Here is a 23,758-nt window from a genome sequence, read left to right as displayed (position 1 = left end):
ATTTGCTTAGCCCGCCAATCTGCAATCCAATATTCCCATACGCCCCTTGATGAATAGAGTTTAAGTTTTACTTCGCGATCGCGCCTTTCATTTTCCGTTCCTGCCGATAAAACTTCGATCGCTAGATCGGGCGCACCAAGGAGATGTCCAGCGTGATCGATCAAAATTTCATACTTTTCTTTGCTAACCCACACCACATCAGGAATTACATCATCCTTATCGCCAAAGATCACACCTGCGCCAACTGCGGTATATCCCAAACTAGTTTGATCTGACCATATTTTTAATTTGGCGTAAAAATTACCACAGGTAGTTTGATGTTTCCAGTGGGGCGCTCTCGTCACAAAAAGTTCTCCATTGATAATTTCATAACGATTACCGTTGTCGGGTAATAGTTCTAAATCGGCGCTAGTCCAAAGAAGCTGCTCTAGAAGCTGCTCTTGTGGCGGGGCGATCGCCGCTTCAGTAACAATTTCAGTACCAGTGGCCTTATTCGCAGTTTTAGGGGTAACAGCGATCGCTTGGGTCATGATGGATTCCTATGATGAGCGATATTTTAATAGTATAACAATTGAGAGAATCACTCAAAAATCTGGGAGATTAAGCAGGAAAAATCTGGTAGAAGTGGCGAAGTGAGCGTATCACTCTCAAATAAAGTCATCGCTAATTTGAGAATTCCATTTTCCCGCCGATAAACTTGGATTTGCTTAGCCCGCCAATCTGCAATCCAATATTCCCATACGCCCCTTGATGAATAGAGTTTAAGTTTTACTTCGCGATCGCGCCTTTCATTTTCCGTTCCCACCGAAAGCACCTCGATTGCCAGATCGGGCGCACCACGAAAATGTCCCGTATCATCTATTAAAGCGGTATATTTTTCCTTACTCATCCAGATCACATCAGGAATGACATCATCATTATCACCAAATATTACCCCTGCCCCAATTTCTGCTTCTCCTAACTTAGTTGCCCGTGACCAAGTATCTAAAACGGTAAAAAACCTACCGCAAGTTTTTTGGTGTTTATTGTGAGGCGCTCTCGTCACAAAAAGTTCTCCATTAATAATTTCATAACGGTTGCCGTTGTCGGGCATCAGTTCTAAATCCGCACTAGTCCATAGAAGCTGCTGGGTATTATTCGCAATTTCGGGGGTAACAGCAATCGCTTGGGTCATGATGGAGTCCTAACAATGGGCGACATCATCATAGTATAGCAATCTCCTCGATCGCCCCATCTAGACAGTCCATGCCCTCTTGCAATGACTCAATCCGACAGAGGCGATCACGCAGAACTGCCGCCCCCGCAAAGCCCCTCGCATACCAAGTCATATGCTTACGTGATTGCCTAATGCCGCGTATGCCTTTGTAATCCCATAGCCCTTGCAAATGCTCTTTAGCAACCTGCAAACATTCAATTGGGGTCGGATCGGGCAAACGTTCACCTGTTTTCAAGAAATGATCGACTTGACCAACTAAAAAGGGATAGCCCAAGGTTCCCCGTGAACACATCACGCCATCGGCTCCCGTTTGCTCTAAACAGGCGATCGCCGCCTCAACGGAGAAAATATCACCATTGGCAATGACAGGGATCGATAACACTTCTTTAACCTTACGAATCCATTCCCACTTGGCATTACCTGTATAACCCTGCGATCGCGTCCGCGCATGGACAGTGATCATCTTTGCACCAGCATCCTCCATGCGTTTAGCAAAATCTAAGATTGTAATTTCATTGTCATCCCAGCCGATGCGCGTTTTAACAGTCACAGGAATATCCACTGACTCAACCACCGATCTCACAATTTGTGCGGCAAGTTCAGGTTGACGTAGTAACGATGAGCCGCCGCCTTTTTTAGTGATTTTATTAACGGGACAACCCATATTAATGTCTACGGTGTCCGAGCCCTCTAGTACTGCTTTTTGAGCAGCCTCCGCCAGAAAATCAGGGCGACAATCAAAAAGCTGAATGCTGATCGGGGTTTCATGGCGATCGATCTCCATCAATTTGGGTAGAGCTTTCATGTGATGTAAATCTGTAGCGCTAATCATCTCGGTATAAAGCATCGAATCGGTGGCATAGCGTCTCACCAATCGCCGAAATACCAAATCCGTTACCCCCGACAATGGCGATTGCAACACCCGACTTTTGAGGGTGACATTACCAATTTGCAAGGGTAATATAAAATTTTGCAGTAATTTGGGCGAGTCAACATCCATATTACGAATTTTGCTTTCGTTAACGCTATGTACAAAGGTATAGTTATTCTAAACGAGTTGGGTATGTCCTTTGGGTATTGCCTATGGGCTTACCATATTGGCGATCGCCAGTTACAAACTATTTTTTTTAATTTTAAGGAGAAAGATTTGTCTAAAAAACATCCAGTTATTGCCGTAACAGGCTCATCAGGTGCAGGTACTAGCACCGTTAAACGCGCCTTTGAGCATATCTTTTTGATGGAAAAAATCACAGCAGCCGTGATTGAAGGTGATAGCTATCACAAATACAACCGCTTGGAAATGCGTGAAGCGATGAAACTAGCGGCGGCTGAAGGGCGCAATGTCAGTCACTTCGGCTTGAATGCTAACTTGCTAGACAAGCTCGAAGCGCTGTTTTGTGAATATGGTGAAACGGGTAATGGTCAAAGACGCTATTACCTCCACAGCCCCGAAGAAGCAGAATATCACAATGGTCGTTTGGGTACAGACAATAAACCTGGTGAATTTACACCTTGGGAAAGCATCGAACCTAATACTGATGTTCTTTTCTATGAAGGTCTGCATGGTGCTGTCGTTGCTGAAGATATCAACCTTGCGAAATATGTTGATCTCTTGGTTGGTGTAGTCCCAATTGTGAATTTGGAATGGATTCAAAAAATCCATCGTGACAATGCGGAGCGTGGCTATAGCGCTGAGGCGATCGTGGATACGATTTTGCGACGGATGCCCGATTATGTAAACTACATTGCGCCTCAGTTCTCAAACACTCACATCAACTTCCAGCGCGTTCCTACTGTTGATACTTCCAACCCTTTCATCGCCCGTGATATTCCTACGCTTGATGAAAGCTTTGTAATTGTTCATACCAATCGTTGCTTCCGCGAGAAGTTCCATATTGATTTCCCATATTTGCTAAGTATGATCAATGGCTCTTTTATGTCACGTCATACCACTTTGGTTGTGCCTGGTGGCAAGATGGGCTTTACGATGGAGTTAATTCTCCAACCATTAATCGATTCACTGGTTACTGAGTCGAAAAAGTTGCAATAAACAAAGGGCGCGATGCGCCCTTTTTAGTTTTTTTACTAAAAAATATTTTTGAAAGCAACGCTTTCAAAAATATTTCTAGGTTGTGAGTCAGCCTCAAGATCCGTAATCATCGGTATAGATTATTGGCTATTGTTTGGACTACTCGTCTAACTTTTTCCATACAGTTTGCAATAACTTATCCAAGCCCTTTTTGGAAGCTGCCGAAATCACCAAGGGAGGTTCTTCAAATTGGGCAGCGATCGCCTCAACATCTTCAGGTAACATGGCATCAATTTTATTTAACGCCAAAATCTGCGGCTTATCGGCAAGTCCGTGACCATAGGCTGCCAATTCCTCTTGGATTGTGTGATAAGCAGCCAAAGGATCTGCCTGCGTAATATCAATCAGATGCACTAATAAGCGCGTTCTTTCCACATGACGCAAAAAGTCATGCCCCAAGCCAACACCTTCAGAAGCACCTTCGATCAGACCAGGGATATCCGCAAAAACCACCCCATCCCCCGATGGTTTAGAAACTACACCCAAATTTGGGACAAGAGTCGTGAAGGGATAATCAGCAATTTTGGGACGAGCGGCAGATACCACCGAGATCAAGGTGGATTTACCAGCATTGGGCAAGCCAATAATGCCAACTTCGGCAATTAATTTTAATTCTAGATACAACCCCAATTCTTCTCCTGGCAAACCAGGCAGGGCATAGTCAGGGGCGCGATTTTGATTACTTAAAAAGTACTTATTGCCCAAGCCACCTTTGCCGCCCTTGGCAACGACTAAAGTTTGTCCCAATTCCGTGAGATCACCCAACACTTCAAGGGTTTCCTGATGCATCACCACTGTTCCCAATGGCACTTTGATGATGCGATCGCTGCCTCTGCGTCCCGTCATATTGCTAGGACCGCCCCGACCGCCATTCTCCGCCTTAAAAATATTTTCAAAGCGAAAATCTAGTAGGGTTTGCAGATCTGTGGTTGCTTCTAAAATTACCGAGCCACCATTGCCACCATTACCACCCGCAGGACCACCCGCAGGTACATATTTTTCGCGCCGAAAAGCCACCAGCCCATCGCCGCCATCCCCTGACTTGACCTGAATTGTCACTCGATCAATAAAATGCATGATTAGCTCAACTAGTTATATTTTCAAAACTCAGATTACTGCTTCGTAATATTTCCCGACCTCACCCAGCCTTCTTCCTTGGTAGTCTCATTTCTTACTAAAACCCATTCGCGGTCGGGAGATTCCTTAATTACAGATACCCGATCATTAAAGTCGGCTCCTCCGACACTTCTTGAGCCTTGACTGGGATCAGCCCGAAATACTAGACCAATGCTTGCATTCACCCTACCTACATTCTTTGGCACATTGGGCTTTGGCGTTGCCTTAACCGTTGGTTGGGGGATGGGTGCAATTTTAATTTCTGCGATCAGTGGCTTTGGGGCAGGTACAGTTTTAAAATCATTACTGAAAACGGGTTTTTCAGGAGTACGTCGATAAGGAACGATCACATAATTCCAAGCGATCGCCACCACAGCAGCAATCAGCCCCAAACTAAAGGCTAGGCTAACACTTGATTTTGCGGTTTCTGGGAATCTCATGCACCTAATACAATCAAGTTACGATCAAAATTGGCGATTGGTTGAATAGATTACCTCAAGTTAGCTAAATTGAATAGCATTTTTAAAAGTATTTTGTAGCTAAAACGACATGCAAAGTACATCTTCGCATGTCGTTTTAACTATCTTTTGCCGCCACCTTGGTTCTTGAGACGATAAGTGATTCGTCCCTTGGTGAGATCATAGGGAGTTAGCTCCACCTTGACGCGATCGCCTGGCAGAATTTTGATGTAGTTACGGCGGATTTTACCTGAGATATGGGCAAGCACATTGAACCCATTGTCTAGATCAACCCGAAACATGGCGTTAGGGAGTGACTCGGTAACAGTCCCTTCCATTTCAATAGCATCTTCTTTTGACAAACAAATTCTCCAAATTTCAATATAAATTCTTATATACTTAATATCAATTCACAAAGGTGCGCCTACACTTTTGCGAATTGAATTTTGCTTATGCCTTGGGAAAAAGCAAGATCCTTATCCTTAAGCAAGCAGCTTTTTAATTGTTTCTGTTACCTCTGACATTGAGGGAGTGCCATCAATTTGCTTAACCTTACTGCCATAAAATTCTAGCAAAGGTCTCGTTTTGGCATTGTATTCCTCTAAGCGGTTTTTAATAATGTCTTCGTTATCATCCGCTCGACCTTGGTCGATCGCTCTAGATTTGAGGCGATCAATCAAAATATGCTCAGGTACATCAAGATTGATCACCGAGTCATAGGGCTGAGCAATTTCCGATAGCAACACATCCAGAGCTTCAGCTTGCGCCACTGTACGGGGAAAACCATCCAAGATCCAACCCTTGTGGGCATCCTCCTGTTTAAGCCTCGACTCAATTACTTCAATGACGACAGCATCAGGTACTAATCGCCCCGCATCACTATAGGACTTGACCTTGAGTCCTAACTCAGTGCTTTGGCTAATCTCGGCGCGAAAAATGTCACCAGGAGCAATTTTCGGCACTTGCCACTCTGATGCTAGCACCTCTCCTTGTGTACCCTTGCCAGCCCCTGGTGGCCCCATCAAAATTACTCTTGGCATTATTGTTTCACCATACCTTCATATCTTTGTGAAATTACATAGGTTTGAATTTGCTTTGAGGTTTCGATCGCCACCCCCACCAAAATCAATAAAGAAGTCGCACCAATACCACTAAAGGTTGATACACCTGTCGCCTTTTCCAAGGCACTGGGGATAATCGCAATGCCACATAGGAATATCGATCCTAGCAAAGTCAAACGGTTCAAAACACCACCAATGTAGTCAGAGGTGGCTTTACCTGGGCGCACTGTGGGAATGCTACTACCCATTTTCTTAAGATTCTGCGACAATTCCACAGGGTTTAGCACTAGTGACGAATAAAAGAAGCTAAAGCCAAGGATAAGCAACATATATACAGGTATATGCCCTGCGCCACTGGGGGAAATCCAACTGGCAATGGACACAAACACATCGTTATTAATGCTTTGGCTGAGATAAGCTGGCAAAATCATCACCGACGAGGCGAAAATAATTGGCATCACTCCGCCTTGGTTCAATCGCAGAGGCAGATAAGAGGCTTGCTCGCGATATAGCTTGCGACCAACCTGACGGCGTGCCGAAATAATCGGAATGCGACGAGTTCCTTCCTGCACAAATACAATCCCCACGATCATCACCAAGAAGATCACCAGTAACAGAATTACGCCACCAACGCGGGAGCTATCCTTCTGGGCTAAGGAAATCGTATCGCCGAGGGAAGTGGGCAAGTTTGCCACAATACTAATAAAAATCAGTAGGGATGCGCCATTGCCAACCCCTTTCTCTGTAATCAGTTCCCCTGCCCACATCACAAACATCGAACCTGCGGCAAGGGCGATCGTGGTTTGCAAAATAAAGCTGGAGAAAATCACCCGCCCGTCGCCAACAGAAAGCCAATTGACACTTGCATCTGATAAAACGCCAGAGTTTTGCACCCAGACTCCAATCCCCCAACTCTGGATCACTGCCCAGATAAAAGCCACATAGCGGGTATATTGGGAAATCTTTCTGCGACCTGCTTCACCCTCATTTTTTTGGAGATTTTCTAAGGTGGGCAAAGCAGAGGTCATTAATTGCATAATGATCGAAGCATTAATGAATGGCAAAATTCCTAGGGCAAAAATACCGAGCAAGGATAAGCCACCACCAGAGAAAATATCTAAGAAATTAACTACCGCATTATTTTTGACAATTTCGGTAAATCTGAGGCGATCAACCCCTGGCAATGGCAGGTAGATACCCAGTCTGACTAAAATTAGCACTCCAACAGTGACAAGCAACCGACCACGCAAACCTGCGGCTTGCGCCATTTGCATAAAGGTTTCTTGTGCTGTTGGTGTCTTTCCTTTACTGACAACCATAAATTTACCTCAAGGCTAGTGAATTATTGGGTAGGCAGCATGACTAGCTATCTACCTGATATCTAAACATTTATCTAAATACTTATCTAAACATTGTAGTTGCATGGAGAATTTTCTAGCTTAACGCGATCCCCAAAAAACACCTAAGAGAAGATGTGGCGAACCGCAGAGCAGTTCGCCACATCTTCTCCTTAATTTAAGCAACTACTTCAACAGTGCCGCCAGCAGCCTCGATTTTGCTTTGGGCTGAGGCTGTTATTGAGTGGGCGCGTACAGTTAGAGGTACAGTAACTTCGCCTCTACCCAAAATTCTCAGTACACCATCATTTTGGGTAACAATTCCCGCATCCATCAGGGATTCAAGGGTTACTTCGCTGCCGCTAGGTAAGCTACTTAATTGATCCAAATTAACAATGGTGAAATGCTTAGGATTTACGATCGTAAAGTGCTTAAGTTTGGGAACTCGCCGATAAAGGGGAATTTGACCACCCTCAAAGCCAGGGCGGGTGGGGCGACCTGAGCGGGACTTTTGACCACGCATACCGAAGCCGCCACTTGCACCTTGACCTGCGGCAATGCCACGACCAATTCGGCGCTTACGGTGTTGGGAGCCTTCTTGAGGCTGGAGATCGTCGATTCTCATATTGATACCTAGTTAGTTTCCTAGTTAATTGCCTAGTTAAATAGTTGCTCAAGGGTTAAACCACGCGATCGGGCAACTTCGCTAAAGGTACGCAGTGTGGCAAGGGCATTGATGGCAGCGCGAGCATTGTTTAGAGGGCTACTAGAACCAATTTGCTTTGCCAAAATATTTTTAACACCTGCCAATTCCAGCACAGTACGGACTGCGCCACCAGCGATTACCCCAGTACCAGGGGATGCAGGGCGAATCATCACTTTTGCGCCTCCGCCAATACCGTTAGTGGGATGGGGGATGGAGTTGCTCTTGGTGAGAGGAACATCGATCGCGTGCTTTCTGGCATCGGATACACCCTTTTTAACAGCATTGATCACGTCAGCAGCTTTACCAACGCCAACGCCAACCTGCCCTTTTTCATTGCCAACGACCACGATCGCACGGAAGCTGAGCTTCTTCCCACCCTTAACTACCTTCGTAACACGACGGATCTGCACAACCCGTTCCTGCCACTCCGATTCTTTTTCGGTGCGTGCGCCGCGATCGCCTTTCTTGCTATCACGTTTGCCTTTGCGCTTTTCATCGCGGTTATCACCACCATCGCCGCCGCCACTATCGCGACCGCCACCTGGTTTGGATTCTCTATTCTTAGCCATAGTTTTTAGATCTATTTATTAAATGAATAATTCATTGCTTAAAAATCGAGACCTGCTTCGCGAGCCGCTTCGGCGAGAGCTTGGACTCTTCCATGATAAAGGTTGCCACCACGATCAAAAACCACACGGGTGATTCCCTTGGCGATCGCCCTTTCAGCAATTAAAGCACCAACCTTAGCCGAAGCTTCAGAGTTACCTGTAAAACCAACGGCAGATCGGACTTCTGCCTCAAGGCTAGACGCTGCCACCAGAGTATGCTGAGCGACATCATCAATCACCTGCGCCACAATGTGATTGTTAGAGCGATAAATCGATAAACGAGGACGCTCAGGAGTTCCAGACAGCCCCTTACGGATGCGCTCGTGACGACTTATAGTTGCTTGTCTACGACTGACATTCATTTCTACTAACCTAAATTCGTAATTCTACCGATTGTGTAATCTATTTCTTACCAGTCTTACCAGCTTTACGGCGGACATATTCACCAAAGTAGCGAATACCCTTGCCCTTATAAACTTCGGGAGGACGGACAGCGCGAATCTTGGCTGCTAAATTACCAACAATTTCCTTGTCAATGCCATTGACCGAGATAAACGTACCTTGGGCAACTTGCTTGCCCGTAGCATCTTCCACATCAAGGGAAATGCCATCAGGGGGAACAATATCCACAGTATGACTGTAGCCAACAGTCAGCACAATGTTGTTGCCGCTCTTGTTAGCCCGATAACCCACACCTTGAATTTCTAGACGGCGCTTGAAACCCGTGGATACACCCTCAACCATGTTGGCAACCAGAGTGCGAAATAAACCATGTTGTTGACGCGCTGGGCGAGATTCATTAACACGATTGACAATCAGGTTGTTTTCTTCTTGTAACACTTCGACAGTGTTGGGCAGAACCCTTTTGAGTTCGCCCTTAGGTCCTTTAACCGTGACCTCTTGTCCTGCGATCGTCACCGCAACCTTAGCAGGCAGGGGGATCGGACGTTTTCCAATACGAGACATATCAGTTTTCCGTTGCTTATAATGTTTTTCGCTGTATTACCAGATATAGCAAAGGACTTCACCGCCGACTCCCTGTTTACGGGCTTCGCGATCGGTCATGATTCCTCTGGAGGTGGAGATGATCGCAATACCGATCCCACCTAGTACACGGGGCAGTTCCTTGGAATTTGAGTAAACTCGTAAACCAGGCTTACTAACGCGCTTGAGGCGTTTAATAATTGACTGACGGTTTTTGCCTTCATATTTGAGGGCAACCACCAATTGGCGGTCAATATTTTCGCCAGTTTCTTCAAAATCTACGATGAAACCCTCTTGTTTCATCACTCGGGCAATGCTCAAAGTCATCTTAGTTGCAGGAATTGCAGTGGTCTGATGCTTTGCCAGTGTGGCATTGCGAATGCGGGTAAGCATATCCGAGATGGTGTCGTTGGTAGCCATCCTTATCTCCTAATTCGATCTATTTATGATTCTCTAAAGGGCATACCAACTGCTTTCAGGAGCGCACGTCCCTCTTCGTCCGTGTTAGCAGTGGTGATGATGGAAATATCCAGCCCACGAATTTGCTCAATGCTGTCATAGCTAATTTCAGGGAAGATAAGCTGTTCACGCACACCGAGAGTGTAGTTGCCACGTCCATCGAAACTCTTGGGACTCACGCCACGAAAGTCACGAATACGGGGTAATGAAAAATTAATCAAGCGATCCAAGAAATTATTCATCTTGTCACGGCGCAGAGTCACCATCATACCCACAGGCATTCCTTGACGAATCTTGAAGCCAGCGATCGCCTTCTTAGCTCTCGTCACCACAGGCTTTTGACCTGCAATCTTCGCAATTTCGTTGATGGAGGCTTCTAGGGACTTAGCGTTTTGTGCCGCTTCCCCCAGACCACGGTTGATTACCACTTTCTCAAACTTAGGGACTTGATGGATATTGGTGTACTTAAACTGCTCCATCAACTTGGGAACAGCTTGCTTTGCATAAACTTCGGTAAATGGTGTAAGCATTTTATCTTCCTTGATAATTATTCCTGGGCTTGGTCAGGCTTAGGTTGGGTAAAGCTGGATCTAGAATTCTTCTAACGGTTTCTACTTGCTGTCAGTTTTGATAGAATCAATGATCTCGCCAGTTTTCTTCAACATTCTTACCTTCTTGCCATCCTCTGTAAAAGTGAAGCAGACACGGCTGGCAACTTTTTCCTTCTCAGAATAAAGCAGCACTTTAGAACTATGAATCGGAAACTCACGAGTGATAGTTTGTCCAGACTCACCGTCAGCTTGGGGCTTGACGTGCTTTGTCTTGACATTTACACCCTCAACAATGATGGTGCTATCCTTCGGGAAAACCTGTAGAACTTTCGCTACAGTTCCTTTAGAGCTTCCTGACATGACTTGGACTAGATCATCTTTCTTGACGTGCATCTTGAAAGAATGGCGATTGCCTCGATAGGCAGGCTTTGACTTGAATGACATTACAGTACCTCTGGCGCTAGGGAGATAATTTTAGTAAAGTTCTTATCCCGTAATTCACGCGCCACTGGACCAAATACCCGCGTTCCCTTAGGATTGCCATCTTGGTTAATAATCACAGCAGCATTGTCATCAAAGCGAATTCTCATACCGCTTTCACGGTTAATCGATGCTTTGGTACGGACAATCACGGCGCGGACAACATCGGATTTCTTAACTGGCATATTGGGGGCAGCATCCTTGACTGTGGCAATGATCACATCACCAACACCACCAAAGGCGCGATTACCACCAGCCAGTACGCGGATACAGAGCAGCTTTTTAGCGCCACTATTATCCGCCACATTTAAATAGGACTCTTGTTGAATCATGGCTTATGCCTCCGAGCTAGATGTGAGAACCTCGACAACTTCCCACCGCTTTGTGCGACTAAGGGGGCGGGTTTCGCGGATTTTGACGCGATCGCCTTCACGAGTCTTGTCTTCTTCATCGTGGGCTTTAAACTTAGTCGTTTTGACCACGATTTTTCCATATTTAGGGTGAGAGGTGCGATTTTCCACCGCCACTACCACCGTTTTCTGCATTTTGTCGCTGACGACAATGCCAACTTTTTCTTTAACTGCCATTGCTAAAATTCCTATATTTTGTAAATAGCTTTCTTAAGCTCTGGACTGACGTTCGCGCTCAACAGTCAGCAGTTGTGACAACCGATGCTTCGCGTGCTTAAACTGGTGGGGCTTGACAGGTTGTCTAGTCGCCAACTTAAATCGCAGGTCAAATAGCTCTTTCTTAATAGTCAGAATTTGAGATTGCAACTCATCATCTGATAGTTCTCTAGTTTCTTGGACTTTTGGGAGTGCCATATTTTTACTCCTTTTCGCGGATAACAAATTTAGTTTTGATTGGCATTTTTGCTGCGGCTAAGCGGATCGCTTCCCTTGCAGTCTCTTCAGCAACACCTGACACCTCAAACATGATGCGACCAGGCTTAACTACCGCCACCCAAAACTCTGGCGCTCCCTTTCCAGAACCCATACGTGTTTCAGCAGGACGCATAGTTACGGGTTTGTCTGGGAAAATCCGAATCCAGATCTTGCCACCACGGCGGATGTAACGGTTCATCGCACGGCGAGCTGATTCAATTTGGCGAGCAGTAATCCAAGAAGGCTCAAGAGCCTGCATCGCATAATCACCAAAGTTGATTTCTGCACCTCTGGTAGCAGGACCTGACATCCGCCCACGCTGCTGCTTACGAAATTTTGTACGTTTAGGACTTAACATGATTCAACACTCTAGATAACAGAAGTTTAGCCTTCAGCGCTAGAACGATCCTCAAACTGAGGGCGACGTTGCTGGCGACGACGGGGTTGGGCGGCGGGCACAGGGGCTTCTTCGCCTTCAATGATTTCGCCTTTAAAGATCCAAACCTTGATGCCAATGACACCATAGATAGTTCTGGCGGTTTTGTAGCTGTAGTCAATATCAGCGCGTAGGGTATGCAAAGGTACACGCCCTTCACGCACCCACTCAGTTCTAGCAATTTCAGCGCCGTTGAGACGACCACTAATCTGCACCTTAATTCCTTCAATGCCAGCACGCTGCGCTCTTTGAATTGCTTGGCGCACGACACGGCGGAAGGAAACCCGACGTTCGATCTGTTGACCAATATATTCAGCAATGAGAGGTGCTTCCGCATCGACTCTAGTTACTTCCGTAACGTTGATCCGAACTTGGCTGGTGCCAGTTTTTTTGACAGAACCTTCTTGTTCTAAGTACTTAACCAGACCAAGGCGCAACTGCTCAATACCAGCACCACCACGACCAACAACAACCCCAGGACGCGCTGTGCGAATTTCTAGATCCACTTGATCGGCTTTACGGTCAATGAGGATTTCAGCAATACCTGCATTGCTAAGGGTTTTTTCGATGTATTTGCGAATTTTGCTGTCTTCTTCAGCTAAGATGCCATAGCGATTAACATCAGCATACCAACGAGAAGCATGGGACTTGATGATGCCTAGGCGTAACCCTGTGGGGTGAATCTTCTGACCCATTCCTATTCTTCCTCCGATGGTTTAACAGTAATCGTAATGTGGCAAGTCGGCTTGCGAATTTGGTAGGCACGACCTTGGGCGCGGGGACGGAAGCGTTTGAGGCTTGGTCCCATGTCAGCATAGGCTTGGTTTACGAACAGGGAGGCAGGATTAATTCCTGCATTATGTTCGGCATTAGCCACTGCCGATCGCAACACCTTGGTGATGGGTTCGCAGGAACGGTAAGGCATGAACTCAAGAATCATCAGAGCTTCGCGATAGCTGCGACCACGGATTTGGTCAAGTACGCGGCGCACCTTGTGAGGTGACATCCGAATGTATTTAGCTATGGCGGGAATTTCATTTTCGGCAAGAATCATTTTCTATTTACCTGTCTACCTATCTCTTAGCCTTTTTGTCGCTCTTGGCATGACCTCGGAAAGTGCGGGTGGGAGCAAACTCACCGAGTTTATGTCCGACCATCTGCTCCGTGACATACACAGGAACGTGCTGCTTGCCGTTGTGGCAGGCAATGGTATGCCCAATCATTTGCGGAAGAATAGTGGAAGCGCGAGACCATGTTTTGATAACTTGCTTTTCGCCTTTGGCGTTGAGCTTTTCAATTTTGGTCAGTAAGTGATCGGCAACAAAGGGACCTTTTTTTAGCGATCGCGTCATATTTTTTATTCTCTAAATAAGTCTTGGCGCTAGGCGACTGCCAAGCAGCCGCTTAGCAAAAAATTAGGCGTTACGTCCGCCCTTACCGCGCTTCGAGGACTTGCGACGGCGACGAACAATCAGAGCATCGCTGAGCTTGCCCTTCTTACGGGTCTTGTAGCCCAAGGTGGGTTTACCCCAAGGCGTAACAGGACCACTGCGACCGATGGGAGCGCAGCCCTCACCACCACCATGGGGGTGATCCACGGGGTTCATGACCATACCACGCACTTTCGGACGGCGGTTTAACCAACGGCTACGACCCGCTTTACCAAGACTGGTATTGCTATGATCGAGGTTGCCAACTTGACCAATGGTGGCAAAGCATTCTTTCCGAATTAGGCGAACTTCACTAGAAGGTAACTTTAGGGTTACGAAATTGCCTTCCTTCGCGGCGATTTGAGCGCCAGCACCAGCCGATCGCACAATTTGACCACCTTTACCAGGAATCAACTCAACGTTGTGAACGATCGTACCTAAAGGAATGTTTGCCAAGGGCATGGCATTACCAATTTCAAAGGGTACAGAACTTTCGCCAGCCTGAATCTTATTGCCAACGGCAATACCTTTAGGGGCAAGGATATAGCGCTTTTCGCCATCTTCATATTGCAGCAGGGCAATTCTCGCGGTGCGGTTGGGATCATATTCGATCGCAATCACTTCGGCGACCATATCGCGCTTATTGCGCTTAAAGTCGATAATCCGATAAAGACGCTTATGACCGCCACCGCGTCTGCGACTGGTGATGACCCCACGATTATTGCGCCCACGTTTGCGGTGGACGTGAGTGGTTAAAGACTTTTCGGGTTCTGATTTAGTGATTTCCGCAAAATCCGAGACAACAGTTTGTCTGGTACTAGCGGTATAGGGTTTATATGCACGAACGCCCATAATTGTCTGATTTTACTGGGGATGATTTGGGAGATTGTTTGTCAAATTAGGTGAAAAGAATAGCGCTTATACATCGGGGAACAAATCAATTTTGTTGCCTTCTGCAAGGGTGACGATCGCCCGTTTGATTTGAGCGCGTTTACCCGCAAACTTACCAATCCTTCTTGCTTGAGCAGGAGGGTTATGGGTATTCACCTTTTTGACCTTGACTGCGAAGAGACTCTCGATCGCTGCCTTAATTTCAGGCTTAGTGGCGTTATGCACGACATCAAAGGTATATTTGTTGTCCTCTAGTTGTTGGGTTGCCTTTTCATTGAGCAGAGGGCGGCGAATGAGGTCGGGCAAGCGACGAGGATCGAATGAGGTAGGGATCTTAGCCATGATTTTCTGTTATTTACCTAGATTCCGTTATTCTGCTACTTCTACCGTTTCTTCAGTCGTTGTGAACTCGGTTGCCAACTTGGCATCGCCGCCATAAACCTCATGGATTTTGGCGATCGCCGAACGAGTTGCCACGATCTTGTCAGCATTAACAATGTCGAAAATATTAAGCTGATCGGCGGCAATCAACTGCAATCTCTGAATATTACGAGCTGAGAGGATAATATTTTCATCTCTACGCTCTGTAATTAATAGCACCTTGCTACCAGATTCAACACCCCAGCGAGTTAAGGCTTGGGATAGCTCTTTGGTCTTGGGCTGCACCAGATTTACGGCAAAGTCTTCCACCACGATCAAATCGTTAACACGACCAGTAATGGCTGTACGCAGAGCCAAACGACGCTCCTTGCGATTCATTTTGGTGTCATAGTCCCTAGGCTTAGGACCAAAGATCGCACCACCACCACGGGTAAGGGGCGATCGGGTAGAACCTTGACGGGCGCGACCTGTTCCCTTTTGTCTGAATGGCTTACGACCACCACCCCGCACTTCTGAACGGGTTTTGCTGGAGGCAGTGCCTTGGCGGGCATTGGCTAACTGTCTAACGAGGGCGCGATGGACTAAACCTTTGGCGGTTGATTCTTTGGCAACGCGCAGTTCTAGGCTAATCTCACCGACATCATTCCCTGTCCAATCTTTTACTATAGTCATAACTTAAAAACTCTCTCGATCTCACGAACAAACTATTTGTTTCTGCTAGGTTCTTTCCTGTCTTTGCTTTGCTTTTTACTTTGCCTTGCCAACCATGATGGTGGGAATGACATTCAGCAATGCACCAGGCTTACCAGGAACTGCACCTTTGATTAGCAGCACGTTGTTCGCGGCATCAACCTTAACTACAGTTAGCTTTTTAACGGTGATTTGTTTGCCACCAAGACGACCAGCCATGCGCTTACCAGGATAAACACGCCCAGGAGTTGTACCTGCACCAGTCGAACCAGGCTGACGGTGATTTTTAGAACCGTGAGCCATAGGACCACGACCAAAGTTATGGCGCTTTTGATAGCCAGCAAAACCTTTTCCGATGCTAGTACCGATTACATCAACGATGTCTCCATCTTTGAATTGGCTAACGTCTAAGGTTTGACCAATGGCATAGCTGCTTACATCATCTAAACGATATTCACGCAGGTGCTTCACAGGTTCTGCACCAGAGGCTTTTAAATGTCCTAACTCAGGTTTGGTTAGCAACTTTTCACGGGTCTTGCCGTAGCCAACTTGAATGGCTTTGTAGCCTTCTTTGGTGTCCGTTTTGACTTGAGTGACAGTTACAGGGCCTGCGTGGACAACGGTTACAGGGACGGCGTTACCATCCGCATCGAACACTTGGGTCATCCCAAGCTTTGTACCGAGAATTCCGACAGTCATGAAGATTTTGCTCCGCTTGCTTGTGGCTGCATTTTATGCACCCAGTGATTCGCAATTAGCGATGAGGTAGCTCTAAGCGCTACTTCATCGCGCATCTCTAAATCACTGAATTTTTGACAGGCTCAAAAGAGATCGGTTTCGATCTTGGTAAGTGGTATGTTTTTTGAAGACTGGTTAAAGGACTTCGAGACGACTTACTAAAGATGTCTAGCCAAATTGCTAGACGTGGGAAACACAATCTCTTGGGTTGATTGTTATAGACTAGGTAATGCTTTGAAGCTCTTCACTGATTCAAATCTGACAAGATGTGAGAGTCAAATGCAGGTGAAGCTTTCTTAGCTAACTTTTCTAGGTAATCTATATCAATGTTTGTGACTCAGACTTAAGGAAGTTGCAACGCCTTAGATAAAACCATGGACTATTTATTGTGCAATAGATAGTTTAAAAATTCTTCTAAGCTGTTTGTATTGCTTTCTCAGTTTCTGTTTTTAGTCACGATTAGCAATCATAACTCTATGATGGTCATCTTGTCTATAGCTAATGCAATCTTTTTGTGGACTATGCCAATCAATAAAATATTGCAGTATTTTTGCAGAATAAAGGATAACTATAACGTAAAGGTAAATCGATCTATTAGCATCCCAGGGTTGAGGATGCCGCCAAGCGATCGCTTACTATATGTGCCAGTGTCGGGGACGAATTCTCGAAATTCGGTAAGGTCAATCAGATTTGCGCCCAGAAAATCATAGATGCTGTCATCGAAACGCAGGTTGTCAATGGGGGCAACCAGTTCGCCATTTTCCACCCAAAAACAAGCATAGCGGGTCATGCCTGTAATCCTGCCCCCTGAGCGATCGCTCCAGTTGAGATAATGCAGATTTGATAAATATAGTCCCGTATCCAATTGCTGAAGGATGTCATCATTCTTGAGACTGCCTGCACCAAATTCAGGCGATCGCATTGACTCCCCAGTACTCGCACCATTGGCTTCTTTTTGATATTCTTTCGCACTGCGGGAACTGACTAAAGTATTCACCAATTGACCATTGCTAATGATTGGTAAATATTCAGGGGCAACTTCACCAAGACTATTGAATTTCGGCACATTGCCCGCACTAAAGTTTTCACTAAGAGATAGAAGTGGTGAAAGGGTGCGTTCTTGGTTTCTTAACTTCAAAAGAGCGCTACTACCTTGCTGCAAACTAGCCTCACCCACACTCCAAGTTAAGAATCCCAAAAGCTCAGAAGCGGCAACAGGGGCAAAATAGGTGCGATATTGACCTTTGGTGATTGTTCTGCTTGGTTTCTGGAGTGCAACTAGCTGTTGTTGCGAATGTTGGATTTGCGCTTGATAGTCCTGCGATCGCCATTCTTTGCCTGCGTAAATCCCTTTAACTGCCTTCTCGCCCGAATCTGTCTGCACAAACATCGAATAGTCTACAAAAAAGGAATCCGTTGCAAACCAATGACGCTGCCCAACGGAGGTGACATTAGCGCGAATAATAGAACCTGCTGCATAAAAGCCCGTAAAGTCCGCAGAACCCACTGGCTCTAAAATTGTGGCGATCGCTGCATCCGCAGATAGCAGTTCTCCTTGATATAATTCACGGCTAGAGCCTCTATTTTCGGGGATGACTGCATAGGGATTTTCGGGAATTTGGGAAACTTCATGCCTGAGATAGTTTAAGCTGTCCATGGCATTGGCAATATCTGCCCCATCATTACCTGTAAATGGGAAAGTGGCGTAGGCTTCCCGTTGATCGCATAGCAAAGAGATGGTCACATTGCCATCTGCGACTACGCCCGACTGACGCACCTTGGCATGGTTAAAGCGCGTAAATTGACTGCGCTCACTATCAAGGCTAATGGTGAGATATTCATGGTTATGAAGGGCATTAATCAGGCGATCGCTCAGCCGATAAAATGAACCCTCTAGATCCTGCTCTTCTTGATGTCGAATCATTTAATCAGTGCCTCCCCATGACCAAGTTGGATTACCAGATTTTACAGCTTTTTGGAGAATTACGTTCGTTAAATCATTGGCATCATGCATTCCTGTCATATCTAAAATTAGGTAAGCTTTCTTATCGATTAAGCGCATCCTCAAATAGGAATGATCTGGAAAATTTTCGCCATCAATTTTTCTGATTTTTGCAGATGCTCGACAGTTTGCATACTTCGGCTGCAACCTAGCAACCCAAGTGACACTAAATTGATCAATCTTTTCAATTTGAAATGCCTTAGTTAACCAACCAAGAGAAGCCATCCCATCAGTTGTATAGCTACCTTCTTGGTAAGGGCGAGGGGTTTCGGTAATTGTGATTTCATTAGGACATAGAGGGAAATAAGTGATGTTGATATCGCCTGAGTTTAGAGGATAAACACCAAGGGTAAGCGTGCGCGGCGCAGCCAAAGCCATAGGGCTTGGACTTAGGAATATTGGGATGATCGCGATCGCTCCCATTGACAGTTGCTTCAGCATAGATTTTAGATTTCTAATCAAGATTAAAGTCTTAAGAGAATGGATGATTAACCCATGCTTTTCGTGGTCTAGAGATTACACTATAGCGGTTTTCAAACGAAGGTATGCTCATTAGTAAACAAAAACAATTTGAGTAAGGATTTTGCATTTTTTTGCATTTTAATTATGTCCACTGAAAACGGCTATAGTTATAATTGCGAAGCAGAGCTTGCCCAACTTATTTGGGTGTGGGTTTGGGCACAATGCGCCATGAAACTCAAACTAGATTTAACTTTTAATCCATAAAAGTATCATTGAGTTTTCATTACTTAGGATAAAAGTCTGTGCCGATTACTTTGCTGCTTACTTTTGTGATTTCTTAGCCTGTACTTAAGTCTAGAGTGAAAAAAAAAGATAGTTGGTTTAATATCGCCCTACGTTGGAAAGGATCGGTAGTTCCTGAGGTTCTACCCCGATCGCTGCTATGTGGATTGTTTGGCATTGTCATTTATGTGCTTCATCTTCTGCATATTAGGGTTTCTTTGCCAATATTGAGTAGTCTCATTCCCAATATTGTGTTGGGGCTGTTACTTGTCTTTCGTACTAACACTGCCTATGAACGTTTTTGGGAAGGGCGCAAAGCATGGGGAACTTTGGTCAATACGGTACGAAACTTATCTCGACAAATTTTAGTATCGATCTCAGAGCAGCACCCACAGGAACACTATGCAAAAATTGCCGCCGTAAAGCTGCTACCCGCCTTTGCGATCGCTCTAAAACTACATTTGCGATCGCAGTCAATTAACGATGAGCTTGCAGCTAATCTATCTTCTGAGCAGTTTAATCGACTCAAAACGATGAATCATCCGCCCCTTGAAATTGCCTTTTGGATCAATAGCTACCTTCAAGAGCAAGCACATCAAAATAAACTTGATCTCTATCAACTCAGTGGCATGATCCAGCTTTTACATCAAATGGTGGATGTTATTGGCATTTGTGAGCGCATTCTAAGAACTCCTATTCCCCTTGCCTATTCCATCCATTTAAAGCAGTTATTAATGATTTATTCTTTGTCACTGCCTTTCCAAATGGTTGACCAACTAGAATGGATGACAGGACCTATTGTTGCCTTGATTAGTTTTACCCTCTTGGGAATCGAAGAAATTGGCATTCAAATTGAAGATCCCTTTGGTCACGATCCTAATGACTTACCACTAGATGCTATTTGTAACACTATGCAGCGAAACATTGAGGATCTGATTGCGATTAGCTTTGATGCCAACCATTTGGTGATCGAGGAGAATATGCCCTAAGATTTTCGAGCAGCGCTTAAAAATCTTTCTGGGTCTTCAGACTAGATTTTTGTGGGGTCAGGAATTTAGGTTGAAGGTGTTCTTAATTTTTGAAGTTGTTGGGCTTGCTTGATCCAAATGGACATTTGACCGAGATCAGGGCATAAATCGGCACGGTTTAGATTTTGGACTTGGAGACGCAGAATTTGTTGATGTAATTTGCCAACGGGGGTTTGGGCAAGTTGTGCTAGAGAGACAACACCGCTATGCACGATCGCCCCGCAATGTTGACAGCCCACCGCAGGAACCCTTGCTATATCAGCAAAGGCGATCCATTTGGTCAATAGTGGCAGCCGTACCCCAAGGGCGATCGCCAGAGACTGCCTTTGAGCCTTAGTCTGCCCTGCTTTTTGCAAGAGGGCGCGGGTTGTAGCGATGCCTTTTGCCTTAAGGTTTTGAGCATCGGTGGCACTCAGCCCAGGTAATAGATCAATAGCAAAATTCAGGGATTTTATGGTTGAGGGATGATAGTTGGGTTCCATGCAAAGCGCTCTAGAGGATGCTGAATATGATTGCGTTAACGTGCGAAGATGCTACATAGGGATATTTAGACCATATCAAAGACAATCCATGAGCCTATTTTCTAGACATTTATCTAAATCTGTGATCAAGCAGTTTTTTTGGGGTAGCTTAGCGATTGCTGTACTCACAAGCTGCCAAGACAAACCCACCCCTAATCCTAGCATTGCAGCCACAGCCACACCGACCGCCGCCCCAATGATAACCAAAGAAACCGATGGCACTTTAGAAAGGGTAAAGCAACGGGGCAAGCTAATTTGTGGGGTCAATGGCAAATTGCCAGGATTTAGCTATGTGGATGAGCAGGGCAGTTGGAGCGGTCTGGATGTTGACTATTGTCGGGCGATCGCGGCGGCGGTGTTAGGAGATGCGACAGCGGTCGACTTCAAACCTTTATTAGCAAAGGATCGGTTTACTGCCATTCAAACTGGGGAAGTGGATGTCTTAATGCGAAATACCCCCCGCACCCTCACCCGTGATGTGATTAGTAATATTGCCTTCGCGCCCACGACTTTCTTTGATGGGCAGGGCATTATGCTCAGAATTGGGACAAAGCCTAATGCCGCGAATAGTCCTGCTAATGCTACGCCCAGCCCGAATGCTACCCCCGCGCCAAGCCCTAACAGCACCGACAGTAAACCCGATGTTAAGGAAGAATCAAAAACTGAATCCTCAAAGGAAGTTGGCAAAGAAACTAATAAGGACATTGGTGAGGAGACGAGTAGAAGCGCTAAATCTGGTAAAGATAACTCAGGTAACAGTCAACCGAGCAGTTCAGAACTTGGTGCTGAGTCCATAGCGATCGCCCTCAAAGATCTCTCAGGCAAAAAAATCTGTGTGGAAACAGGCAACAATGCCAATAATTTAGAGTCAAATATTGCCGAGTCTAAACTGGAAGTTGAGACAGTGGTTTTAACGGACTTGGAGAATGTTTTGAATGCCTATGCCAAAGGGGAATGCGATGCGGTGTCTTCAGAAAAATCACAACTAGCGGCATGGCGCAGCAAGTTACCACGACCTGCGGATCATAGGATTCTCGATCTTAATTTTTCTAAAGAACCCTTCAGCCCTGCCCTAGTGGGCAATGACGATCGCTGGCGTGATGTCGTCACTTGGGTGATCTATGCCACCTTCTATGCTGAAGAATTGGGGATCTCTCAAACCAATTACAACATTTTTAAGGATACGAAAAATCTAGAAGTTGCTAAATTTTTAGGTACTTCCGACTCCTTGGGCATTGAGCTAGGCTTAGCGCCAGACTGGACGACCCAGATTTTAAAATCCGTTGGCAATTATGACGATATCTATAGCCGTAACATTACGCCCCTTGACATTCCCCGTGGTCTAAATCGATCTTGGAAGCAGGGAGGCTTGTTATATTCCATGCCCTTTAGATAGTTTCTTATGATCGGTAATTGCTGCAAGCACTGTAAACTATTAAGTGGCTCTATCAGAAAGCAATCTAAATTCTTATGTCTGTCGAAGTCGGTCAAAAAGCCCCAGATTTCACCCTGCCCAGCGATCGCGGTGATATTACCCTCAGCCGCTATCAAGGCAAAGCAAATGTTGTCTTAGCATTTTATCCTGGGGATTTTTCGCCCCTATGCACTAATGAAATGCAATGTTTCGCCGATGACTGGACTAAATTTCGGGAGGCTGGAGCCGAAATTTTAGGTATTAGTACTGATCCGATCGAAAAGCATATTGAATTTTCTAAAAAATTAGGACTTCAGTTTCCTTTGCTCAGCGATCGCAATCAGGATGTATGCAAAAAGTATGGGGTGGCGGGACTATTTGGCAGTAAACGCGCCTATTGCATCATCGATATTCAGGGTGTTGTGCGATATAAGCATATCGAGTTTTTGCCTGTATTCAAACGCGAAGATAGCGAACTTTTGGTGGTGCTTCGCAGTTTAAAGGTATAAAAAATCCTAAAAAGCGGCGCATAGCGCCGCTTTCTTATTTGCGTTGCTGAAGAATAAACTCGGCGATCGCCAAGTCCTGCGGTGTGGTTACTTTGATGTTGGTTTCTTCGCCCATCACAATCTGCACCGCTAAACCCACATTTTCCAACAAAGCCGCATCATCAGTTACTTCCCAGCCCTGCTCCACCGCAGTCTGATGAGCATTTTTGAGTATATCCACCTGAAACCCTTGAGGTGTTTGGGCTGCCCAAAGCTGATCCCGATTGAGGGTATCCGTAACCATATCGCCATTAACTACCTTGATCGTGTCCTTAACAGGCACTGCGGCAATGAACCCTTGCATTTTTTGCAAAGCCCGATCGCAGCGATCGAACAGATCTGGAGTAACTAGGCATCTTGCGCCGTCATGGATCAACACGCGATCGCTATCTGTTGGTAATGCATTCAGACCATTAAATACAGAAATTTGACGAGTTGCGCCCCCTTGAATGAGGCGGATGGGCTTGTCAGTGATTAAGCTATTAAAAATTTTCTGAAAATCTGGATAGTCATGGGGTTGCGCCATCACCCCAATCCAAGCGATCGCGTCAGAGGCGATCGCCGCCTTGAGAGTCCATTGCAAAATCGGCTCACCCAACAGAGGCAGCAATAATTTATTACAAGCTGCGCCCATGCGTTTACCACTACCCGCCGCAGGAATTAATAAATGACAGGTCATAGGTTAGTCCGCAAGTTGCCACCAACCAAAGGCAGGACCAATAAAGCGAATCGTGATCCAAATCACTACCATTGCGCCGATGCCATACCAAGCGCCTTGAGTGGAGACTTTCACAAATTGATCCGCCTTGTCCTTGGTGATAAATGGCAACCAAGAAGCGATCGGTTCAGACTTGCCATAGTTTTCACCCATTACCTGTTTACGCCGTTTTGATTCACCCATAGTTCATCTCTCATAGTCATTTAGGTCTACAAATTATAGCTGTCGCCAGTCTTGTTGGAACACAAAACCCAAAGACTAGTGGCGG

35 protein-coding genes are annotated in these 23,758 nt (G+C 45.7%); 4 read left to right on the top strand and 31 right to left on the bottom strand.

Annotated features, from left to right (window positions below; translation table 11 throughout):
- The 3 genes from H6F44_RS17370 to dusB all read right to left on the bottom strand — a co-directional run.
- Positions 1-530, bottom strand: a 530-nt coding sequence (locus tag H6F44_RS17370) for a Uma2 family endonuclease (protein ID WP_190352296.1), incomplete at its 3' end; no start/stop codon positions are given.
- 50 nt (positions 531-580) lie between these two features.
- Positions 581-1,174, bottom strand: coding sequence for a Uma2 family endonuclease (locus H6F44_RS17365; protein WP_190352295.1), 594 nt, complete (start codon positions 1,172-1,174; stop codon positions 581-583).
- 28 nt (positions 1,175-1,202) lie between these two features.
- Complete coding sequence (gene dusB / locus H6F44_RS17360) at positions 1,203-2,216, bottom strand: tRNA dihydrouridine synthase DusB (protein ID WP_190352294.1); 1,014 nt, start codon at positions 2,214-2,216, stop codon at positions 1,203-1,205.
- 147 nt (positions 2,217-2,363) lie between these two features.
- Between dusB and H6F44_RS17355 the strand changes: the two genes are divergently transcribed.
- Positions 2,364-3,266 carry a phosphoribulokinase gene (locus H6F44_RS17355; protein WP_190352297.1) on the top strand — a complete coding sequence of 301 codons (903 nt, stop codon included), beginning with the start codon at positions 2,364-2,366 and terminating at the stop codon, positions 3,264-3,266.
- A gap of 138 nt (positions 3,267-3,404) precedes the next feature.
- Here H6F44_RS17355 and obgE read toward each other — a convergent pair whose 3' ends face one another.
- The 25 genes from obgE to H6F44_RS17230 form a co-directional block, all read right to left on the bottom strand.
- Positions 3,405-4,382, bottom strand: coding sequence for a GTPase ObgE (gene obgE, locus H6F44_RS17350; protein WP_190352293.1), 978 nt, complete (start codon positions 4,380-4,382; stop codon positions 3,405-3,407).
- A gap of 35 nt (positions 4,383-4,417) precedes the next feature.
- On the bottom strand, positions 4,418-4,861 hold the full coding sequence (locus H6F44_RS17345) for an SH3 domain-containing protein (protein ID WP_190352292.1): 444 nt from the start codon (positions 4,859-4,861) through the stop codon (positions 4,418-4,420).
- A 140-nt stretch (positions 4,862-5,001) separates the two neighbouring features.
- Positions 5,002-5,241, bottom strand: a complete 240-nt coding sequence (gene infA / locus H6F44_RS17340) for a translation initiation factor IF-1 (protein WP_175355336.1) — start codon at positions 5,239-5,241, stop codon at positions 5,002-5,004.
- A 120-nt stretch (positions 5,242-5,361) separates the two neighbouring features.
- Complete coding sequence (locus H6F44_RS17335) at positions 5,362-5,919, bottom strand: adenylate kinase (protein WP_190352291.1); 558 nt, start codon at positions 5,917-5,919, stop codon at positions 5,362-5,364.
- Positions 5,919-7,259 (bottom strand): preprotein translocase subunit SecY, encoded by a 1,341-nt coding sequence (gene secY, locus H6F44_RS17330; RefSeq protein ID WP_190352290.1) that lies wholly within the window; start codon positions 7,257-7,259, stop codon positions 5,919-5,921. The genes H6F44_RS17335 and secY overlap by 1 nt, the downstream gene beginning before the upstream one ends.
- Before the next feature lie 196 nt (positions 7,260-7,455).
- Positions 7,456-7,902, bottom strand: a complete 447-nt coding sequence (rplO, locus tag H6F44_RS17325; protein WP_190352289.1) for a 50S ribosomal protein L15 — start codon at positions 7,900-7,902, stop codon at positions 7,456-7,458.
- A gap of 32 nt (positions 7,903-7,934) precedes the next feature.
- Positions 7,935-8,552, bottom strand: coding sequence for a 30S ribosomal protein S5 (rpsE, locus tag H6F44_RS17320; RefSeq protein ID WP_190352288.1), 618 nt, complete (start codon positions 8,550-8,552; stop codon positions 7,935-7,937).
- 38 nt (positions 8,553-8,590) lie between these two features.
- On the bottom strand, positions 8,591-8,953 hold the full coding sequence (rplR, locus tag H6F44_RS17315; RefSeq protein ID WP_190352287.1) for a 50S ribosomal protein L18: 363 nt from the start codon (positions 8,951-8,953) through the stop codon (positions 8,591-8,593).
- A 40-nt stretch (positions 8,954-8,993) separates the two neighbouring features.
- Positions 8,994-9,557, bottom strand: a complete 564-nt coding sequence (gene rplF, locus H6F44_RS17310; RefSeq protein WP_190352286.1) for a 50S ribosomal protein L6 — start codon at positions 9,555-9,557, stop codon at positions 8,994-8,996.
- Between the two features lie 36 nt (positions 9,558-9,593).
- Positions 9,594-9,995 carry a 30S ribosomal protein S8 gene (gene rpsH / locus H6F44_RS17305; RefSeq protein WP_190352285.1) on the bottom strand — a complete coding sequence of 134 codons (402 nt, stop codon included), beginning with the start codon at positions 9,993-9,995 and terminating at the stop codon, positions 9,594-9,596.
- Between the two features lie 23 nt (positions 9,996-10,018).
- Positions 10,019-10,564, bottom strand: a complete 546-nt coding sequence (gene rplE / locus H6F44_RS17300) for a 50S ribosomal protein L5 (protein WP_190352284.1) — start codon at positions 10,562-10,564, stop codon at positions 10,019-10,021.
- Positions 10,565-10,645: 81 nt separating this feature from the next.
- Positions 10,646-11,029 carry a 50S ribosomal protein L24 gene (gene rplX, locus H6F44_RS17295; protein WP_190352283.1) on the bottom strand — a complete coding sequence of 128 codons (384 nt, stop codon included), beginning with the start codon at positions 11,027-11,029 and terminating at the stop codon, positions 10,646-10,648.
- On the bottom strand, positions 11,029-11,397 hold the full coding sequence (gene rplN / locus H6F44_RS17290) for a 50S ribosomal protein L14 (protein WP_009625480.1): 369 nt from the start codon (positions 11,395-11,397) through the stop codon (positions 11,029-11,031). The genes rplX and rplN overlap by 1 nt, the downstream gene beginning before the upstream one ends.
- A 3-nt stretch (positions 11,398-11,400) precedes the next feature.
- The gene (gene rpsQ / locus H6F44_RS17285) at positions 11,401-11,652 is read right to left on the bottom strand and encodes a 30S ribosomal protein S17 (RefSeq protein ID WP_190352282.1); all 252 of its coding nucleotides are present in this window, start codon (positions 11,650-11,652) and stop codon (positions 11,401-11,403) included.
- A 33-nt stretch (positions 11,653-11,685) separates the two neighbouring features.
- Positions 11,686-11,889, bottom strand: a complete 204-nt coding sequence (gene rpmC, locus H6F44_RS17280; protein WP_190352281.1) for a 50S ribosomal protein L29 — start codon at positions 11,887-11,889, stop codon at positions 11,686-11,688.
- A gap of 4 nt (positions 11,890-11,893) precedes the next feature.
- On the bottom strand, positions 11,894-12,307 hold the full coding sequence (gene rplP, locus H6F44_RS17275) for a 50S ribosomal protein L16 (RefSeq protein ID WP_190352280.1): 414 nt from the start codon (positions 12,305-12,307) through the stop codon (positions 11,894-11,896).
- A 26-nt stretch (positions 12,308-12,333) separates the two neighbouring features.
- Positions 12,334-13,080 (bottom strand): 30S ribosomal protein S3, encoded by a 747-nt coding sequence (gene rpsC, locus H6F44_RS17270; protein ID WP_190352279.1) that lies wholly within the window; start codon positions 13,078-13,080, stop codon positions 12,334-12,336.
- A gap of 2 nt (positions 13,081-13,082) precedes the next feature.
- A complete protein-coding gene (rplV, locus tag H6F44_RS17265; protein WP_190352278.1) occupies positions 13,083-13,439 on the bottom strand; it encodes a 50S ribosomal protein L22 in 357 nt (118 codons plus the stop codon).
- Positions 13,440-13,458: 19 nt separating this feature from the next.
- On the bottom strand, positions 13,459-13,737 hold the full coding sequence (gene rpsS / locus H6F44_RS17260) for a 30S ribosomal protein S19 (RefSeq protein WP_190352277.1): 279 nt from the start codon (positions 13,735-13,737) through the stop codon (positions 13,459-13,461).
- A gap of 63 nt (positions 13,738-13,800) precedes the next feature.
- The gene (gene rplB / locus H6F44_RS17255) at positions 13,801-14,667 is read right to left on the bottom strand and encodes a 50S ribosomal protein L2 (protein WP_190352276.1); all 867 of its coding nucleotides are present in this window, start codon (positions 14,665-14,667) and stop codon (positions 13,801-13,803) included.
- A 66-nt stretch (positions 14,668-14,733) separates the two neighbouring features.
- Positions 14,734-15,048, bottom strand: a complete 315-nt coding sequence (locus tag H6F44_RS17250; protein ID WP_190352275.1) for a 50S ribosomal protein L23 — start codon at positions 15,046-15,048, stop codon at positions 14,734-14,736.
- A gap of 27 nt (positions 15,049-15,075) precedes the next feature.
- Positions 15,076-15,759: a 50S ribosomal protein L4 gene (gene rplD / locus H6F44_RS17245; RefSeq protein ID WP_190352274.1), complete on the bottom strand. Its 684-nt coding sequence runs from the start codon at positions 15,757-15,759 to the stop codon at positions 15,076-15,078.
- Positions 15,760-15,834: 75 nt separating this feature from the next.
- A complete protein-coding gene (gene rplC, locus H6F44_RS17240) occupies positions 15,835-16,476 on the bottom strand; it encodes a 50S ribosomal protein L3 (protein WP_190352273.1) in 642 nt (213 codons plus the stop codon).
- Between the two features lie 607 nt (positions 16,477-17,083).
- Positions 17,084-18,439: a TldD/PmbA family protein gene (locus tag H6F44_RS17235; protein WP_190352272.1), complete on the bottom strand. Its 1,356-nt coding sequence runs from the start codon at positions 18,437-18,439 to the stop codon at positions 17,084-17,086.
- On the bottom strand, positions 18,440-18,958 hold the full coding sequence (locus H6F44_RS17230; RefSeq protein ID WP_190352271.1) for a hypothetical protein: 519 nt from the start codon (positions 18,956-18,958) through the stop codon (positions 18,440-18,442).
- A gap of 380 nt (positions 18,959-19,338) precedes the next feature.
- On the opposite strand from H6F44_RS17230, the gene H6F44_RS17225 reads away from it, so the two are divergent.
- The gene (locus H6F44_RS17225) at positions 19,339-20,250 is read left to right on the top strand and encodes a bestrophin family protein (RefSeq protein WP_190352270.1); all 912 of its coding nucleotides are present in this window, start codon (positions 19,339-19,341) and stop codon (positions 20,248-20,250) included.
- Positions 20,251-20,315: 65 nt separating this feature from the next.
- Here H6F44_RS17225 and H6F44_RS17220 read toward each other — a convergent pair whose 3' ends face one another.
- The gene (locus H6F44_RS17220; RefSeq protein WP_190352269.1) at positions 20,316-20,771 is read right to left on the bottom strand and encodes a DUF4332 domain-containing protein; all 456 of its coding nucleotides are present in this window, start codon (positions 20,769-20,771) and stop codon (positions 20,316-20,318) included.
- Positions 20,772-20,859: 88 nt separating this feature from the next.
- Between H6F44_RS17220 and H6F44_RS17215 the strand changes: the two genes are divergently transcribed.
- Positions 20,860-22,206 (top strand): amino acid ABC transporter substrate-binding protein, encoded by a 1,347-nt coding sequence (locus H6F44_RS17215; RefSeq protein ID WP_190352268.1) that lies wholly within the window; start codon positions 20,860-20,862, stop codon positions 22,204-22,206.
- 74 nt (positions 22,207-22,280) lie between these two features.
- Positions 22,281-22,733: a peroxiredoxin gene (locus tag H6F44_RS17210; RefSeq protein ID WP_190352267.1), complete on the top strand. Its 453-nt coding sequence runs from the start codon at positions 22,281-22,283 to the stop codon at positions 22,731-22,733.
- Positions 22,734-22,767: 34 nt separating this feature from the next.
- On the opposite strand, the gene ispD is transcribed toward H6F44_RS17210, so the two are convergent.
- Together ispD and H6F44_RS17200 are read right to left on the bottom strand one after the other, a co-directional pair.
- Positions 22,768-23,451, bottom strand: coding sequence for a 2-C-methyl-D-erythritol 4-phosphate cytidylyltransferase (ispD, locus tag H6F44_RS17205; RefSeq protein ID WP_190352266.1), 684 nt, complete (start codon positions 23,449-23,451; stop codon positions 22,768-22,770).
- A gap of 3 nt (positions 23,452-23,454) precedes the next feature.
- A complete protein-coding gene (locus H6F44_RS17200; RefSeq protein WP_190352265.1) occupies positions 23,455-23,673 on the bottom strand; it encodes a DUF2839 domain-containing protein in 219 nt (72 codons plus the stop codon).
- Positions 23,674-23,758: the final 85 nt, after the last annotated feature.

Source organism: Pseudanabaena cinerea FACHB-1277, assembly GCF_014696345.1.
Classification (GTDB): domain Bacteria; phylum Cyanobacteriota; class Cyanobacteriia; order Pseudanabaenales; family Pseudanabaenaceae; genus Pseudanabaena; species Pseudanabaena cinerea.
This window is presented reverse-complemented; position numbering and strand designations above follow the sequence as displayed.